Annotated in this window: 15 protein-coding genes; 4 read left to right on the forward strand and 11 right to left on the reverse strand. The window is 60.3% G+C overall.

Translation table 11 applies throughout. The features are described from left to right. Together GA0061105_RS04335 and ampC are read right to left on the reverse strand one after the other, a co-directional pair. Positions 1 to 470 (reverse strand): NAD-dependent epimerase/dehydratase family protein (locus GA0061105_RS04335; protein WP_141130184.1); only part of this gene is annotated, 470 nt, incomplete at its 3' end. A gap of 373 nt (positions 471 to 843) precedes the next feature. Further along, the gene (gene ampC / locus GA0061105_RS04340) at positions 844 to 1,998 is read right to left on the reverse strand and encodes a class C beta-lactamase (protein ID WP_092748337.1); all 1,155 of its coding nucleotides are present in this window, start codon (positions 1,996 to 1,998) and stop codon (positions 844 to 846) included. A 123-nt stretch (positions 1,999 to 2,121) separates the two neighbouring features. Between ampC and GA0061105_RS04345 the strand changes: the two genes are divergently transcribed. Further along, on the forward strand, positions 2,122 to 2,997 hold the full coding sequence (locus GA0061105_RS04345; protein ID WP_064695382.1) for a LysR family transcriptional regulator: 876 nt from the start codon (positions 2,122 to 2,124) through the stop codon (positions 2,995 to 2,997). A gap of 38 nt (positions 2,998 to 3,035) precedes the next feature. Here GA0061105_RS04345 and GA0061105_RS04350 read toward each other — a convergent pair whose 3' ends face one another. Beyond that, the gene (locus tag GA0061105_RS04350; protein WP_064695381.1) at positions 3,036 to 4,028 is read right to left on the reverse strand and encodes a sugar-binding protein; all 993 of its coding nucleotides are present in this window, start codon (positions 4,026 to 4,028) and stop codon (positions 3,036 to 3,038) included. A 47-nt stretch (positions 4,029 to 4,075) separates the two neighbouring features. Then, on the reverse strand, positions 4,076 to 5,056 hold the full coding sequence (locus GA0061105_RS04355; protein ID WP_092748339.1) for an NAD-dependent epimerase/dehydratase family protein: 981 nt from the start codon (positions 5,054 to 5,056) through the stop codon (positions 4,076 to 4,078). Positions 5,057 to 5,364: 308 nt separating this feature from the next. Between GA0061105_RS04355 and GA0061105_RS04360 the strand changes: the two genes are divergently transcribed. Both GA0061105_RS04360 and GA0061105_RS04365 read left to right on the forward strand, forming a co-directional pair. Next, the gene (locus GA0061105_RS04360; RefSeq protein ID WP_425348750.1) at positions 5,365 to 6,042 is read left to right on the forward strand and encodes an ATP-binding cassette domain-containing protein; all 678 of its coding nucleotides are present in this window, start codon (positions 5,365 to 5,367) and stop codon (positions 6,040 to 6,042) included. A 34-nt stretch (positions 6,043 to 6,076) separates the two neighbouring features. Continuing rightward, positions 6,077 to 7,075: an ABC transporter permease gene (locus GA0061105_RS04365; protein ID WP_064695378.1), complete on the forward strand. Its 999-nt coding sequence runs from the start codon at positions 6,077 to 6,079 to the stop codon at positions 7,073 to 7,075. A gap of 59 nt (positions 7,076 to 7,134) precedes the next feature. Here the strand turns inward: GA0061105_RS04365 and GA0061105_RS04370 are convergent, their stop codons facing one another. The 4 genes from GA0061105_RS04370 to GA0061105_RS04385 form a co-directional block, all read right to left on the reverse strand. Continuing rightward, positions 7,135 to 7,461, reverse strand: a complete 327-nt coding sequence (locus GA0061105_RS04370; protein WP_092748343.1) for a GYD domain-containing protein — start codon at positions 7,459 to 7,461, stop codon at positions 7,135 to 7,137. A gap of 125 nt (positions 7,462 to 7,586) precedes the next feature. Further along, the gene (locus tag GA0061105_RS04375; protein WP_092748345.1) at positions 7,587 to 8,363 is read right to left on the reverse strand and encodes a DUF1236 domain-containing protein; all 777 of its coding nucleotides are present in this window, start codon (positions 8,361 to 8,363) and stop codon (positions 7,587 to 7,589) included. A 99-nt stretch (positions 8,364 to 8,462) separates the two neighbouring features. Next, positions 8,463 to 8,858, reverse strand: coding sequence for a DUF1236 domain-containing protein (locus GA0061105_RS04380; protein ID WP_092748347.1), 396 nt, complete (start codon positions 8,856 to 8,858; stop codon positions 8,463 to 8,465). 131 nt (positions 8,859 to 8,989) lie between these two features. Then, positions 8,990 to 9,256: a BON domain-containing protein gene (locus GA0061105_RS04385; RefSeq protein WP_064695374.1), complete on the reverse strand. Its 267-nt coding sequence runs from the start codon at positions 9,254 to 9,256 to the stop codon at positions 8,990 to 8,992. Positions 9,257 to 9,541: 285 nt separating this feature from the next. Between GA0061105_RS04385 and GA0061105_RS04390 the strand changes: the two genes are divergently transcribed. Beyond that, entirely contained in the window at positions 9,542 to 9,823 is a 282-nt protein-coding gene (locus GA0061105_RS04390; RefSeq protein ID WP_092748349.1) for a DUF982 domain-containing protein, read from the forward strand. Positions 9,824 to 10,248: 425 nt separating this feature from the next. On the opposite strand, the gene GA0061105_RS04395 is transcribed toward GA0061105_RS04390, so the two are convergent. The 3 genes from GA0061105_RS04395 to GA0061105_RS04405 all read right to left on the reverse strand — a co-directional run bounded on the left by GA0061105_RS04395 (position 10,249) and on the right by GA0061105_RS04405 (position 15,653). After that, on the reverse strand, positions 10,249 to 11,670 hold the full coding sequence (locus tag GA0061105_RS04395; RefSeq protein ID WP_092748351.1) for a peptidoglycan L,D-endopeptidase MepK: 1,422 nt from the start codon (positions 11,668 to 11,670) through the stop codon (positions 10,249 to 10,251). Between the two features lie 273 nt (positions 11,671 to 11,943). Continuing rightward, a complete protein-coding gene (locus GA0061105_RS04400; protein WP_092748353.1) occupies positions 11,944 to 13,464 on the reverse strand; it encodes an FAD-dependent oxidoreductase in 1,521 nt (506 codons plus the stop codon). A 206-nt stretch (positions 13,465 to 13,670) separates the two neighbouring features. Continuing rightward, a complete protein-coding gene (locus tag GA0061105_RS04405) occupies positions 13,671 to 15,653 on the reverse strand; it encodes an acyltransferase family protein (protein ID WP_092748355.1) in 1,983 nt (660 codons plus the stop codon). Positions 15,654 to 15,946: the final 293 nt, after the last annotated feature.

Consider the following 15,946-nt stretch of genomic DNA (forward strand, 5'->3'; position numbering starts at 1 on the left):
AACAGCAGCGATTCTGTGCAGCGCTTGCTCTCGTCGTAGGACGAGCGCGGCCCGGTACAGTCGACCTGGCCCTTGTAGGATTCCGGCTGCGGCGACACCAGCGGGTCGCCATAAACTTCGGAAGATGAGGTGAAACCGAAACGGCCGCCCTTCTTCAGGAGGTCGAGAAGCCGCATTGCCCCGAGGAGATTGGCGGAAATCGTTCGCTTCGGCTCCTTCATATACCAGGGCGGCGACGCGGGAGAGGCAAGATGGTAGATTTCGTCGAATTTTTCGGAGGTCTGCAGGGTTTCGACGTCGGATTTCACGAAGTGGAAACGGGGGTCCCTGATATGCTCGATATTCTCGAAAAGTCCGGTCCAGAGGTTATCGACAACGACAAGTTTCTGAACGTCTGTCCGGAGCAGAAGTCGATCGCACAGATGCGATCCAATGAAACCAGCTCCGCCTGAAATCAATACAGTTTTCATTTGCATTGTTCCTCGTGACTTTAAGAAAGGTAATTGTTTATTAGCATTCCCTATAAGGGCTGACAATTGCTTAGACAAGTTCTAAGAAATACTCGCGCGTTAATCTTAATTATTAATTCCACTTACTCACGGTAGTATCGACCTTTGTACTGCGGGGCGAGGTTGCGTACTCCCGGACATATACTGCGGAGGGCTCGACCACAGCATGTCCGTCAGCTGCCAAGCGTTCTCTAGCACAAGGGTGCGGTCGCGCATCGGGCTAAAGTCCGACTCGAGACGAGCACATCGATTTAGAGTTGTCCCCGGCATTTCAAAGGTCCGGGGCGCAACAGCCCGCTCCGGTGTCCGTCAGGCTGCCTGCGCCCAATCCCGATCAGTCGGCGGCAAGCGCGGTCAGTATCCGATGGGCGGCGGTGACCCGCTCCTCGTTGGGATAATTTTTATTGGCCAGGATGACGATGCCGAGTCGCTCCTTTGGAACGAAGGCGACATACGCCCCGAAGCCGTTGGTCGAACCGGTCTTGTTGATCCAGACGTCGTCACGCGGTTTCATCGGCGGCCGCAGTTCCGACACTGGAGTGGTCTTCAGCATCGCGGCGGAATTACCCTCGAGCAGGCTCGGCAAGGCGGCGGGATAATCATATTGCTCCCAGATCAGATCCTGGGTTGTCGCCCCGACGCTGAAATAACCGGTGTGGGTCTTGGCAATCGCCTGCTGCAGTTTCCCGTCGACATTGACCTGGCCCATGTTGGCGCCGACGAAGCGGATCATGTCGCCGGCCGTCGATCTGACACCATAGGCCTCGGAGGAGAGCAGGGCCGGCGTCAGCCGCGCCGGTTCGCCGGTGCGCTTATACCCTTGAGCATAATCGGCGAGCCGCGACTTCGGCACATTGATATAGGTGCTCTTCAATCCGAGAGCGGCAAACAGCTTCCCTTCCATGAGCGCGGCGAAGTCGCCGCCCATGGCTTTGGCGGTGATGTAGCCGAGCATGCCGATGCTCGGATTGGCGTAACTTCTCTGCGTCCCCGCTGCGTAGGAGGGCTGCCATGCTGCGAAATAGGAAAGCAGCTGCTTTTCGGTCTTGACCTCATCAGGCAGCTGCAGCGGAAATCCGCCGGCGGCATGGGTAGCGAGATTGATCAGCTCGACATCGCCGAACGGCTTGCCCTTCATTGCCGGCAGATATGTGCTGACCTTGTCGTCAAGCGAAAGTTCGCCCTTTGCTTCAGCGTAGGACGCCAGCGTGGCGGTGAAGGTCTTGCTGATCGATCCGAGTTCGAAGAGCGTGGTCGGCGCTACTGGCCTGCCCGTCTCCTTCGAGACGACGCCATAGGTGAAGACATGCTGCTCTCCGTCGATGGTGATGCCGACGGCAACGCCCGGGATGGCGTTTTTCTCCATGACCGGCTTGATCGCGGCGTCGGCGATCGCCCTCACTTTCGCGGCATCGGCGGCAAAGCCGCTGGTGGAAGCGCATGCCGAGATCAAGGCGGCCGATAAAATTCTCATCCCAACATTCTTCATAAAGTCATCCTCCAAAGGGCGGTCCATGAGCGCGAAGCGCGTCCCCGGACGGATTTAAAGGCGCTGTTTTCCAATCACAAACGATGATATCTCGCGCTAGATAAAAGAAATTCTAGGGCTTATATGGTTCGTCCATTCCTCCCCCTGAACGGCCTCAGGGCCTTCGAAGCCTCCGCGCGGCATCTGAGCTTCACCCGCGCCGCGATCGAGCTCTGCGTCACCCAGGCGGCCGTCAGCCAGCAAGTCAAGGGCCTGGAGAAGCGGTTGGGCGTGGCGCTGTTCCAGCGCCTTCCCCGCGGCTTGAAGATCACCGCCGAAGGCGAAGCGCTGCTGCCGACGGTCACCGCTTCCTTCGACCAGATGGCGACGACGCTCGACAGGATCGAGGCCGGGCAGGTGCGCGAATTGCTGTTCCTCGGCGTCGTCGGCACGCTCGCCGTCGGCTGGCTCCTGCCGCGGATTGCGGATTTCCAGCGCCGGCATCCCTTCATCGATCTGCGCATTTCCACCAACAACAACCGTGTCGATCCGGCGGCGGAAGGGCTCGATTTCGCCATCCGCTTCGGCAGCGGCTCATGGCACGGCACGCAGGCGCAGCGGCTGTTCGAGGCGCCGCTCTCGCCTCTCTGTCTCCCGAAGCTCGCCGAGGATCTGAAATCGCCGGCAGACCTTGCCGGGGCGACACTGCTGCGCAGCTATCGCACGGATGAGTGGAGCACCTGGTTCCAGGCCGCAGGCGTGCCGCCGGCGGCTCAGGTCAATGCCGGCATCGTCTTCGATTCCTCCGTCGGCATGATGGAGGCGGCCCTCCAGGGGCTCGGCGTGGCGCTCGCCCCGCCCTCGATGTTTTCAAGGCACCTCTGCTCGGGCGCGGTCGTGCAGCCCTTCGCCACGGCCATCTCGCTTGGAAGCTATTGGCTGACGCGCCTGCAGTCGCGGCCGGTCACGCCGGCCATGCGCGTCTTTTCGGATTGGATCTTTTCGCAAGTCGAAGGGTAACCCGGAGCGCCCAACTGAATGGGCGCTCCGATGCAGCGTCATTTCTGGATGCAGGTGTCGACCGTGTCCTTGGTGCATTCGTCAAGCCCGGTGAAGACCGGATCCTCGACCGGCTTTCCGGCGATGAGATCCATCATCACGCTCGGCGCCTTGTAGCCCATTTCGAAGGGCCGCTGGCCGACGAGGGCGGTCACCAGACCTTCCTTGGCGATCGCTACCTCTTCGCCGATCGTATCGGCGGCGCCGATGACGAATTCGTTCTTGGCGATCTTGTCGGCCATCGGCTTGAACAGGTCGCGATAGGGCTGCGGTGCGCCGAACAGCGGCCAGCCGCCCATAATGCCGAAGGCGTCGAGATCGGGGTTGGCGGCGAGGATGTCGGTCATCGCCTGAACGCCCTTGGCGCCGTCGTCATTGGTGAAGACCGGGCAGCCGGCCACCTCAGTCCAGCCGCCTTCGCCCTTCAAAGCGGGGAGATCCTTTTGCCCGCTCAGCGTATCGCGCATGCCCTGGGCGCGGCGCAGGATGTTGTCGGCGCCGGGATTGCCTTCGATGGTGCAGATCTTGCCGCCGTTCGGCTTGGCCTTCTTGATGTATTCGCCGATCCGCGCCCCCATCAGGTAGTTGTCGGTGCCGAGATAGGTCTTGCGCAGCGCGGAATCTTCCGCCGCAAGATCGGCATCGAGGGTCATGACAGGCACGCTTGGATTAGCCGTCTTCAGCGTCTGAGCGATCAGCTTGGCGTTGGACGGCGAGATGGCGATTGCCGCCGTATCGGCCTTGCCGAGCATATCCTGGACGATCTGCGCCTCTCCGGCCTCATCGGAGGTCGATGCCGGGCCCGTATAGAAGCATTCATATTCTGCCGAAGCGTTTTCCTTGTTCCACTTCTGGCAACCCTGGTTGATCGCCTCGAAGAACGGGTTGTCGAGGCCCTTTACGACGATGACGAGCTGCTTCTTGGCGGCCGCGGCCTCGCCGGCCGTGAACGCCAGGACTGCCGCGGCAGTCAGCAATAATGCCTTCCTCATAGCTTCCTCCCTTTGTGAAAGGGCGGGCGCCTTCGCCCGCCCCGTTATCAACCGGGATACCAGACGATACGAGGCTCCTCCCCTGAACGCCGGTATTCCCAGGCTGAATCGATGAGCTTTTCCAGATCGTAGACGGGGCGCCAGTTCAACAGGAACTTCGCCTTGTTGTTGTCCATCCAGTTCGAGTGATATTCGCTCGGTATGTCGACGGAGGCCAGCCCGCGGGTGCGGGCGAGGTAGGCGGCGACCTCGCCATAATCGACCGGCCGATCCATCGCGATGTTGAAGAGCTGTCCGACGGCGCGCGGATTGTCGATCGCCGCCAGGATCGCCGAAACGAGATCGTCGACATGGACGAAATTGCGCTTCAGCGGCCGCCCGTCGGCGTCTCGCAGCAGCGGCACGGTGCCGTCGCGCGCGTAACGCGCCGCATCGGCCGGCGGCACCAGGCTCTTCCAGTCAGGCCCGCCGAAGACATCGTCGCCGAAGGAGAGGGTGAACTTGAAATCGTCCTTATCCATGATCCAGGGCGCGCGCAGGCAGCAGCTGTTGATGCCGTATTGGATGGCGAACTGCTCGAGCATCACCTCTTCCAGCACCTTGGAGAGCGCGTAGCAGCCGGGATAGGCGCGGTGCGGCGTCTTTTCGGTCACCGGCCCGTCATGACGATAGAAGAAATGGCCGATGCCGGCATCGCCGCCGATGAGAATGAATTGCCGCGCCGTCGGGCTCGTGCGAAAGGCCTCGAGCAGCCAGAACAGGCCCTTGACCGTTACGTCGATCACGTCGTCAGGCGTTTCCTTGCAGGTGGCAAGATGCAGCACATGGGTGACGTCCTGCATCGCCGCCGAAACGACGGCGCCGTCGGCGATCGAACCCTTGATGACATCGATACGGTCGCTCTCTTCGAGCACACGATTGTGACAGAGCGCGCGGATGCGTGCTCTGGAAAATCGCGGCTCGTCAAGCAGCTCAGTTATGAAGCGCCGCCCGACCTTGCCCGTAGCCCCGGTGACAAGGATCAGCATGCTCTCTCTCCCAGCAACAGCTAATATCCGCTCGTTTCCGGCGTCAATCTGTATTTACGCGGCGAAGTAGATTTTTGCCTTGGCGGGCGGTTTATGCGGACAATTGATTGACGATTCTTCAGGCTTTTGCGTAAATGACCATAATCGCTTTGCCGGGAGGAGCTTGGCAAACCGAGATCGCAGGCGTCTGACGGCCAGCGGGCCGCGACGACAAGTCTGCGGCATCAGGGGAGGGTGGTCGGCTGGCAGCGGTTCTAGAACTCACCAATATTTCCAAGCATTTCGGCGCCATCCAGGCGGTCAACGACGTGTCGATCACGCTGGAAGCCGGCCAGGTCGTCGGCCTGATGGGTGATAATGGCGCGGGAAAGAGTACGCTGGTCAAGATGATCGCCGGCAACTTCCGGCCGAGTGAAGGCACGATGCGCCTTGACGGCAAGGAAATCGTCATGCACCGGCCGGTCGAGGCGCGCCAGCACGGCATCGAAATCGTCCATCAGGATCTGGCGCTCTGCAACAATCTGACCGCCGCCGCCAACGTCTTCCTGGGGCGGGAGCTGCGGCGCGGCGTCGGCCCGTTCCGCATCCTCGACTACAAGACAATGTACCGGCGCGCCGGCGACATATTCAAGGAGCTGAAATCGGAAACCCGCCCGCGCGATCTCGTCAAGCAGATGTCGGGCGGCCAGCGGCAGGCGGTGGCGATCGCCCGCACCATGCTGTCGGAGGCGAAGATCGTGCTGATGGACGAACCGACGGCGGCGATATCGGTCCGCCAGGTGGCTGAGGTCTTGAATCTCATCCGCGAGCTGCGCGATCGCGGCATCGCGGTCGTGCTGATCAGCCACCGCATGCCCGACGTCTTCACCGTCGCCGACCGGGTGATTGTCATGCGCCGCGGCCGCAAGGTCGCCGACAAATCGATTGCGGCGAGTTCGCCGGAGGAAGTAACGGGTCTCATAACAGGCGCCATCGAACAGGTTTGAGCGGCGCAGCACCGGGCAGAAAAGAAGGTCAGCAATGGCAGTTACCCTCGACCAGACGATTGCGCAGAGAGAGCGAAGCCGGCTTTCGGAGTTCGTCGGCAGCCAGACCTTCTGGGTGCTGATCGCCGTCATCCTCGCCTGCCTCTTCCTGTCCTTCGCCACCGATTCCTTCGCGACGGCGAAGAACCTCTACAACATCACCCGCAACGTCACCTTCGTCGCCATCATCGCGCTCGGCATGACGCTCGTCATCATCACCGGCGGCATCGATCTCTCGGTGGGCTCGGTACTCTGCCTCTGCAGCATGGTGCTGGCGGTCACCATGCACGCCGGCTACAGCATCGAAATCGGCATAGCGGCGGCGATCGGGACGGCGCTTGTCGTCGGCGCCTTCAACGGCGTGATGATCGCCTATCTCGATTTCCCGCCCTTCGTGGTGACGCTCGGTATGCTGTCGATTGCGCGCAGCCTCGCCATGGTCGCCTCCAACAACACCGTCGTCTTCCAGTTCGGCCCCGATCATGACCAGCTGCTGGCTCTTGGCGGCGGCGCCTGGTTCCTCGGCATCGCCAATCCCGTCCTCTACATGATCGTCCTGGCGCTTCTGACCGGCTTCGTACTGCGCTGGACGCGCTTCGGCCGTTATGTCTTCGCCATCGGCGGCAATGAGCATGCCGCGACGCTCACCGGCGTTCCCGTACGCCGCATCAAGGTCGCCGTCTACATGATCTCGGCGCTGTCGGCCGGCATTGCCGGCATCGTCCAGACCGGCTGGCTCGGCGCCGTCACCACCAATATCGGCGCCGGCATGGAGCTCCAGGTCATCGCCGCCGCCGTCATCGGCGGCGCCAATCTCGCCGGCGGCGTCGGCACCGCCTTCGGCGCCCTGGTCGGCGCGGCGCTGATCGAAGTGATCCGCAACAGCCTCGGCCTGCTCGGCATCAACGCATTCTGGCAGGGGACCTTTATCGGCGGGGCGATCGTGCTCGCGGTGCTGTTCGATCGGATCCGGAATTTCAGGCAGAGCGAGTAGGCTGCGGTCTTGCGACAGCAGCATGCGCCAAGAGCGGACGCGCGTGCCTCGACCGCGGGCTACGCTCCCGGCGGGCGGTACCGGATCGACTTCGCCCTATTCAGGGCCTGGATCGTATCCTCGACGTCGAGGAGCACGGTGGTCTCGATCGAGCTGAGCGCGCCGCCGGCGCCGATCGCAAGCGTGACAGCCGCCATCGATACGTTGTCGGGCGCCTCCCACAAATTCCACCCGTCATGCTCGCCGAAAGCATACCAGAACCCATGGAGTTTGCCGCCGACGGATTCGATGTAGTTGCGTGCCGCCTCCCGGCGGTCCTCGGGATTTTCGATCATGCGCGCCCAGGTCTCGGGCGTGTAGCTGAAGCGTGTGAGATACATGGCCATGGTCTGCTTCCTCCGCCTGACTGCTAGAGTAAACGCTGAAGCCAGGAGCAATGCCAGTCACTCAATGTGCGTATCAGATGGACGGTCCCGGCAGCGAAAATGACGCCGCCGGGACCAGCTGCTCGTTAGGCCGTGATGATATAGACAATCGTCAGAGCATCGGGATCGACGATGACGATCCGGCCATCCGCAAGGATGAAGAAGCGGTAGCCTTCATATTGCGGAAGAATCTTCACGACGCGCGGCGGCAGTGGTTCAAGCCGCACCTTCTGCGGGATTTTCACGCCGACGGAAACCGTGAAGTCCACCTCCTTCACCGGCTCGACACGCACCTCCTTCACGACGGTGCGAATTTCGGTCTGTTGCTCGACGGAGATGTTGATGTTGGTCTCGGACGAGCTCTTGCTTGTTGTCGTCGTGTTCTGATCGGCCGGCTGCTTCGCATCGCCGCTCTGCGTGGTGGCGCTGCCGCTCGTGCCTGTCGTGGCCGCACCGCTATCCGTGCTGCCAGCCTCGGCGGCGGGTTTCTGCTCGGTGGTGGTGCCGCCGCTGGTGTCCTGCGATCCGGATTTGCTTTCCGTCGAAGACTTGCCGGATGCACTTCCGCTCGTCGAACTATCGGTCGAAGGCTGCTCGGCGCTCTTCTCAGTGTCGGAGCCCTGGCCCGATTGCTGCTGCGTTGACTGCTCCTGGCCCTGCGGGCAGGCTCCCGAAGCGTCGGGAGTGCACTCGGTGCCCGCCTGGCCGGAGCCGGCCTGCGAGCCGGAGTCCGTGCCTTGCGAACCGGACTGGGTCTGGCCACTCTTTTGAGTATCTTGCTGGGCTGCGGCCGGTAGTGTCGCAAGCGGCGATACGCTGAGTGACAGTGCTGCGAAGAGCATGGTGAGGTGGGTGCTTTTCATAAATCATCTCCGGAGTTTGAACGCGCCATCGCGCCCGCATTCCCATGCGTCGCATGCGCGCCCCTGATTGTTTTGAATGGCGGTCTGGCCGCCTGTCGATCACTCGATGACCTGGATGACCGTCCGCGAGGAAGGTTCGACGATCACACGCTGATCGTTGACGATCGCATAGGCATATTTCGGGTCGTCGGGAATTGGCGTCACGACGACGGTCTCCGGCAGCGGCTGCCCGACGACGACCCTCTCCTTCACCACGATGCGTTCAGCCGGTGCGGGAGCCTGCTCGACATAGGTCACCACTTTTGGCGGCGGCGGATCGATGACGCTGCCTGCGACGCCGCCGACAATGCCGCCGACAGCCGCGCCGACCGGGCCGCCGACGATTGCGCCCGCTGCGGCGCCACCTGCCGCACCCGTCACCGTCGACTGCTGCGCAAAGGCAGACGTCGATGCCAACAGGAGACCAACGGCAATTCCTACTGCTTTGATATTCATCTATTTTCCTCCTTTGATGCGGTTTGTTCCGCTGCGGTGCCAAACCGGGAAATGGAGGATGTTGTTCCAGTGCTGGGACTTCAGACGGGGGCTTATCGGACGTTGGTCCCACCCCCGCTGACGCACTGTTTCTACTGCATGGGGAGGCGGCTCAGCATCCGATCCTGGACGTTTTCCCAGCCAACGATCATCGCTGCGATCGAGATGGCTTTGTCGCGGTCGGCTGCCCTTGATATGTAGCCTTCGAGCAGCACGACAGGGCCGAGCATCCTGATCTCGATGGCGCTGCTGTCGATGTCCGGATCGGCGGAAAGGGCGGCTGATATCGTTGCGATGGTCGAGGCCGAACTGTGGCCTTCCGAGCAGCGCTCCTCATGATTGTTGGGGCCGAACTGCATATTCTCCTCCTGATCCGCTCCTCCACGGATCCTTAAATTGCCTCACGCTAATATATGAGTGGCGCGTCCTGAGATCGCCAGTCCGACTTAGGTCCGGCTTTCCCTTGGCATTATCCGACTTAGATGCTCCCCATCCTGTCGAAGAGGCATCAGGAAGATCTCTGTCGTTGTTGCGAAACACCGCCAAAGACCTTCCTGAGGAAGCGTCGGGTTGACGATCCATGCCGAGCGTCGGTTCGCTGCAGATGGGAAGGCGTCTTGTGAGGTTAGGAGGGACGAGTGGCAATGCAGGCAGTCGGTATAGTGGATCGGCACAGAAGCGAAGATTTCGCGCCTCTGATGCTGGTGATGAGCGGTCAGGACAAGCACAGGCTGGTTCGATCATTGAGTGAGGTTGCAGACGCCCTGATCGCCGGCTGGCCGACGGGCGATGGCCGGGAATATATAGCGGCTGTAAAAACCTGCCTGGATGCCATTCAGGGCAACATCTCGCCGAATGTGGCCCGTGCCGCACTCATTCGCGCTGCCGAGGAAGCCGGTATTTCGGTGATTGCGGTTGTCCACTGAGGTGCATGGGTGTTTTCCCGAAACGGCATGCGCACAGCGCCTTTCAAGCCGCACACGAAATGGTGGGCTGCCAGCGAGCAATTGGCTTAGCCGCCGCCTTGTCGCGGCTCACAATCGCATCGCAGGAAGTTTTCTCGAGAAATAGCGGATCGCACAGAGCGTAAGGGGTGCGCGCGGAGACAGGAGAGGCTCCCTCTGCGCGATCCGGACCAAAAACGACGGTCGACCGCAATAGTTTCTGTACGCCCGCGTACAGAGAAAGTGCTCCTCCCAAAAAAAGCCCCGCCGGATTTGCGGGGCAGGGAAGAGTTGGAAAGGACAAATGCGAATCGACTGAGCGATGATCGCATCCGTGCCCCTAACGTACCGGCGCTGAAGAAGTTCCTTCGACCTACGCGCCGCGCATCGAGCCCTGATGATCGAGCTCAGCCTTCCGGGGGCGAAGCGAACCGGCTGGCGTCGAACGGCCCCCTGGCGGCGACAGGCAGAGCATGCTCAGCTGACGCCGCGACATCCGCCTCACGATGGACGGTGCGGGGGGAAAGGCGAGGCGCGCTCAAGCCGGTCGCCTCGCCGGGAGAATGCAGCGCCCATTGCATCAGCGCCGCTTCGGACGTCGATCCAAGGAACTCTGCTTCTTCCCAGGGAGCGGTCATCGGCAGGGAGGCGATCATGTCAGCGCCCTGCCTGGCGGTCTCCTGTGCAGCCACGAGGGGATGGAAGCGCGCGTGGGCCGGCAATTCTGGCGGACGTCTCTCCGGAAGTGCTGCAATTGGACCGATCGATGCAGTCTCCAGTTCGTCGTCGGCGCCCTTGTCGTGCGCAAGGGCCACCGGGCGCATCGCCGGAATCGGAATCACAAGAGAGGAAAGATCGGGCGCGGCCGGTTTTTCATCCGGCTCGACCGCGCCGGTCTGCAGCGCGAGAGCGTTCAATGCCCGGCTTTTCGGCGTCGGCAGAAGCGCCGTCACCAGCTTGCTGTCTGTGGCGCCGCCGCTGCGCGCGGGCGAGGCTGCCACGTCTTCGTCTTCTCCGGTGGCGCTGGCAATCTCAATCGAGGTGGAGCTGACGCGCTTCCTGTGGCTCGCAACCGCCTGATTATATCCCGGCAGCGGCCGGCCGTCGGCCGGAAGATGCATCGTCTGCCCATTCGGGAAGATTCGCGCGAGTTCCTGCCGTGACATGCGGGGCCAGGCCCTGACATTGCCGACGTCGAGATGCACGAAGGGGGATCCCGAGGTCGGGTAATAGCCGACACCGCCGACCTGCATCTGCATTGCAACGGCGCGCAGCGTCGCAAGCTTCACGCCGGGCACATAGAAATCCATCGCCTTGCCCAGCATGTGCTGGCTCTTCTTGGCGACACCCGTGCTGCGCGAGCGGTTGCGCAGCATGTTGTTGGTAGCAGGGGAACGATAGGCAGAGACGATATGGATGTAGTCCTTGCCGCCGCTCTTCTTATACACCTCCCAGACCAGGTCGAGCAGCCGGGGATCCATCCGGGTCGGCTCATTCCTTCGCCAGTCGCGCAGAAACCGATTGATCTGAGCAAGGCCCTTTGGATCGAACTTTCCATCGCGCTTGTAGGTGATCGTGGCCCTCTCGCCCGTATGGGTAAAGAACAGCTTGAGCGCCCGATCTTCCGCTGAGGCAAAGGATGCAGAACCGACAAGCGCCGGCAGCGCAATCAGCGCCGGCAGAATAGTCTGCGCTGCAAAGCGTTTTGCACGCGACAGGAGCGCGGCAACTCCGCCCGAGGCTCCACCCGACAAACTCTGCACTGAATACTTCAACACGAACAAACCCGTCCTACACCAAACCTCGACGACGGCCGGAAAACTCCGCATCCATCAGGCTCAGTAAAGCCAGCTTATGGTCAACAAATTGCTAACAAACGGTGCGGAAGCTTGGCGAATTGAAGAGGGGTCGTCGCCGGCATGCGCCGGGAGCCATCGAGATTTCGGTCGCGGAGGTTTTGACAGGAGACAGCCTTCGAAACGCGATGAGCAGCAGGGAGGAGGTGATCTTCCTTTGTGGGAGAGGCGGTTTGAATCTTCACGGCGCGATCTCGCCGTCCGATCATCTTATCCCCTGCCGAATCTGCACGGGCAACAGAGGGACTATCGAATGTCGGCCAAGGGCGACACAGCCGGGCCATTCAAAGCGGTGCCGTCGACGGCGAAATGTGAGCCATGGCAAGGGCAATCCCAGCAGTGCTCCAGGGAATTCCAGTGCACGTGGCAGCCTATATGGGTGCAAGAGGCCGACTGCTTGTAGAGCGTCCCATCCTCTGTTCGGAAGGCGGCGATCTTGGTGAGCCCTTCCCGGATTATGGCGCCTTCTCCGGGCTTTAACTTGTCGACGGAATCGAGTTCGCCCGGCGCGACGTATTCTGCGAAATTCTTGATCGCCGTCGCATTTTCCATCAGGTAATCGCCGATCGCGCGGGCCGTCTTGCGCGAGGGCTCGTAAACTTCCCGCCACGGACTGTCGCCATTGAGAACGAGATCGCGGATCAACAGGGAAGCGACCACGCCATGGGTCATGCCTTCGCCGGAATCGCCGGTGACGACGTAGACGCGGTCATTTCCGGGATTGCGGCCGATGAAGGCGGCGTAATCGATCGTCTCCATGACCTGGCCCGACCAGCGATGGGTCTCAATGCCAATATCGGGCACCAGACGCCTGGTCCAGGCCGTCAAAGCGTCGAAGCGCTCTAAGGCATCGTCGACGGCTCCTGTTTTGTGGTCTTCGCCGCCGACGATGAGAAAGTCCGTCGCGCCGTCGCCGGGTTGCAGACGCACGTAATGGTAGGGATCTTCCGTGTCCCAATAGAGCCCATCGGCGATGGCCCCGCGTTCGATCTCGAAGGACAATGCATAGGTCCGATACGGCGCTTGCTTGGTGTGAATGGCGACGCGGTCATTGATCGGCGAATTGGTGGCGACCACTGCCCATTTGCCGGTGACGGTGAAGCCGGAGTTCGTCGACGCACGGACACCGCCTTCGGTCTCCTCGACCCCCTCGACCACTGTGTCGCAGAAGAGCTTGCCGCCACGAGCACGAATACCCGCGGTCAGTCCCCGGAGATATTTGAGCGGATGGAATGTCGCCTGACTGCTATAACGAAGAGCGGGTGTCGCAGTGCATCCCGCAAATGGCAGGCCCGTGACTTTTTCGACCGCGACGCCGATTTGCAGCGCAGCGTCGAGTTCGCGTTTGAGATCGGCTTCTTGGCCTTCGGAGGATGGAAACAGGAACCCGTCGACACGTCTGAAATCACAGGCGATACCTTCGCTCCCCTGAATCCCTTCGATGCGGTCGATCGCGGCCGACTGGCTCTCATAGAACTGCCGAGCCAGCTCCCGCCCGCGAAGATCGATCAACTTGGAGAAATAGTCGTCGCATATGGATGACAGATGTGCCGTCGTGCGGGCCGTCATGCCGCTGCCTATCTGGCCGCGATCGATGACAATTACCTTCTGCCCCGCAAGGGCGAGCTCGTAGGCTACCGACAAGCCGGCGATTCCGGAGCCGATGATTACGGCATCGGCCTCATCGTTCCGTGTGAGTGGAGTGGAGTCGGGCATAACCCTGAGCGGAGCCCACAAGGAGACAGTTCTTTCGTCGCTCACATTCATGGCGGATATCTCCGAACACGTGCTACCTAATCGGAGAAGGCAGGCAAAAGTTCCGCCAGGACAACACGCGCTTTAGAAACAGAGCGTCTGCTTCCGGCAGGTTCGGTGCCGCGCATCAAGCGCTGATGATTGAGGTCAGCCCTACAGGGATGCCGAAAGTCCGGACTTGAACACCCGGTTCACCAGCGTTCCAGGCATCTCGCCGCTTAATTTGATGGAGAGGCGGATAACGTCGGAGCAGCGCTCGGCTGAGAACTTGCCGTTTGTCCGGATTGCCTGGCGTGCGGCGGTACCAGGAAATCGAGGAGACCGTCGCTCCGCAGGTCGGCGGTTCTCTTTTCCAGAATGTCTCCAATCAAGGTCGTCAGAAATTCTGCTGTCATATGGTTCCAGTCTGTGATGAACGGAACACCCCTGCTGCTGGTCAGGCATTTCTCCTTGTCGTAGTCGCAGTGAAGCTTGATGGTATCGACGTAGGTGAAGGCAAGATCGGACGGGAAAAATGGCAGTTGCGCTAAAGCCTGGTTGGCGGGCGGATAGGTCGCTTCCCGCAGGCATATAGAGGCATCGGATTTTCTCTGAAACATCAGCCCCAGGCATGAGTGTAATTCGTCGAGCTGGAAATAATTTCCGAACACAAAAATGCGGGCGTTATCCGAGTGGCTTTTCATCCAGGAAAGAAGTTCGAACCTGAAGGGGTTAACCGTGTATTCGAAAGGCCGGAGGCTCGTGAGGAAGATCGCTTTCGTGCGGCTGAGCAGTGACTTGTCGTTGATATATTTTTCAAAGGGAATGCAGTATTTATCGTAAATGCTAGCGCGAGAGGGGGCTTTGACAATATCGTTCTTGATCTCGACCATGCAGTTCAAGTAGCTGACTGCCACGATTTGATATCGGTCGGTATCGATGTAATTTTTCAGCGCGATCGACCAGTTTCTGGCGTGCGAGTCTCCAACGATGAAGATAATGGGTTTCCCATCTTGAATGTTGTCGTTCAAGCTTAGAAAAGTGCTTTCGAGCCGCGCCTCGTTCGCCTGCGCGAGAGGTGAATAGACTTCATCCAACCTGTGAGGAAAACCGGCCATAGTGATTGCTGAAAGGACAACGGCCGCGATGGTGACAACGGATGAGCTCAGGGTGATCCAGACAGTGCGGCTGCTCCTGGTGTGGCGAAGCGGCTTTTCGATGGCGACAAAGCTGACGACCGCGACCACGGCCGTCGCTGCGATGGCAAGAAGCTTATCACCATTGCTGAAGTTCAAGCTCGTCAGCCGCGAGAATGCGAAGATCGGATAGTGCCACAAATATAAGGAGTAAGACACCAATCCGGTGAGCGCCGCAGGCCGAGAAGCCAACAGGCGCCCTACTGGGTCCTGCTGACTGGTGAATGCAAGCACCAGACAGGTCCCGATGACTGGGATCACTGTTACCAGGCCAGGATGAACCGTGCCCTTTTTAAACAGGATGAGTGAACCAAGAACGAGAGCAAGTCCGGTCGCCGCGAGGAACGGCTGGGGGCGAAGCCGTCCACGCCGCACCTCGTGATAGGCGAGAAGTGTTCCGGCCAGCAGTTCCCATGCCCGGGTGAGCGGCGAGTAGAAGGCCTGTTGCGGATCATGCCGTACCGTTAGGAAACAGAATACAAAGCTGAGGGCTGCCACGAGCAACACGCATGGCAAAAACCTTGATTTCAGGTGTCGGCGCACGATCAGCAATAAGACCGGAAAGCCGATATAAAACTGCTCTTCGACGCTCAACGACCATGTGTGAAGAAAAGGCTTGAGAAGTGTATTGGGCTCCCCGTACTGAGCCGCAGTAAAGTAGAAATAGATATTGGATCCAAACAGGAGCGAGGAACCTACGGAGTTCGCGTAGTCGGTGAGTTCCAACGGCAATAAAAAATAATAGGCGAAGGGCATTGTCGCGAAAATTACTGCGAACAATGCAGGAAGAATTCTTCGGGCGCGCCGGGCATAGAACTTCAAGAAATCGATACGCCCCGTTGCTTCGATTTCCGTAAGCAAAATCTGCGAAATCAGGAAGCCACTGATCACAAAGAACACATCGACGCCGATGTACCCACCCTGAAGCAGCGTGTGGCCGGCAACCGTGAACCCGGCGTGATAGAGGATAACGGCTATCACCGATATCGCCCTTAGGCCATCGATCTCTGGTCTGTAAACCTTCAATATTAGCGGCCTTCGATATCGAGAGCGTCACTTTGGTCGCGCGCAAGATTGGCGCTTTGGGCTGACCTAACACAGAGATCTTAGCGGGAGAACAGTACGGCCTGACAAAACTTTGGTGGGCGGAGCCGATTTCAACCCTTATTTCTGCGCTGTTGTAAATCCGCATTCCCCTAATCAATTGAATTTGTGCGCCCGCCGCGACATTCGCCTCACGATGAACCGTGCGGGGGAAAGGCGAGGCGCGCCCAAGCCAATCGCCTCGCCGGGAGAATGCAGCGCCCATTGCATCAGCG

It is taken from the genome of Rhizobium aethiopicum (genome assembly GCF_900094625.1).
Classification (GTDB): domain Bacteria; phylum Pseudomonadota; class Alphaproteobacteria; order Rhizobiales; family Rhizobiaceae; genus Rhizobium; species Rhizobium aethiopicum.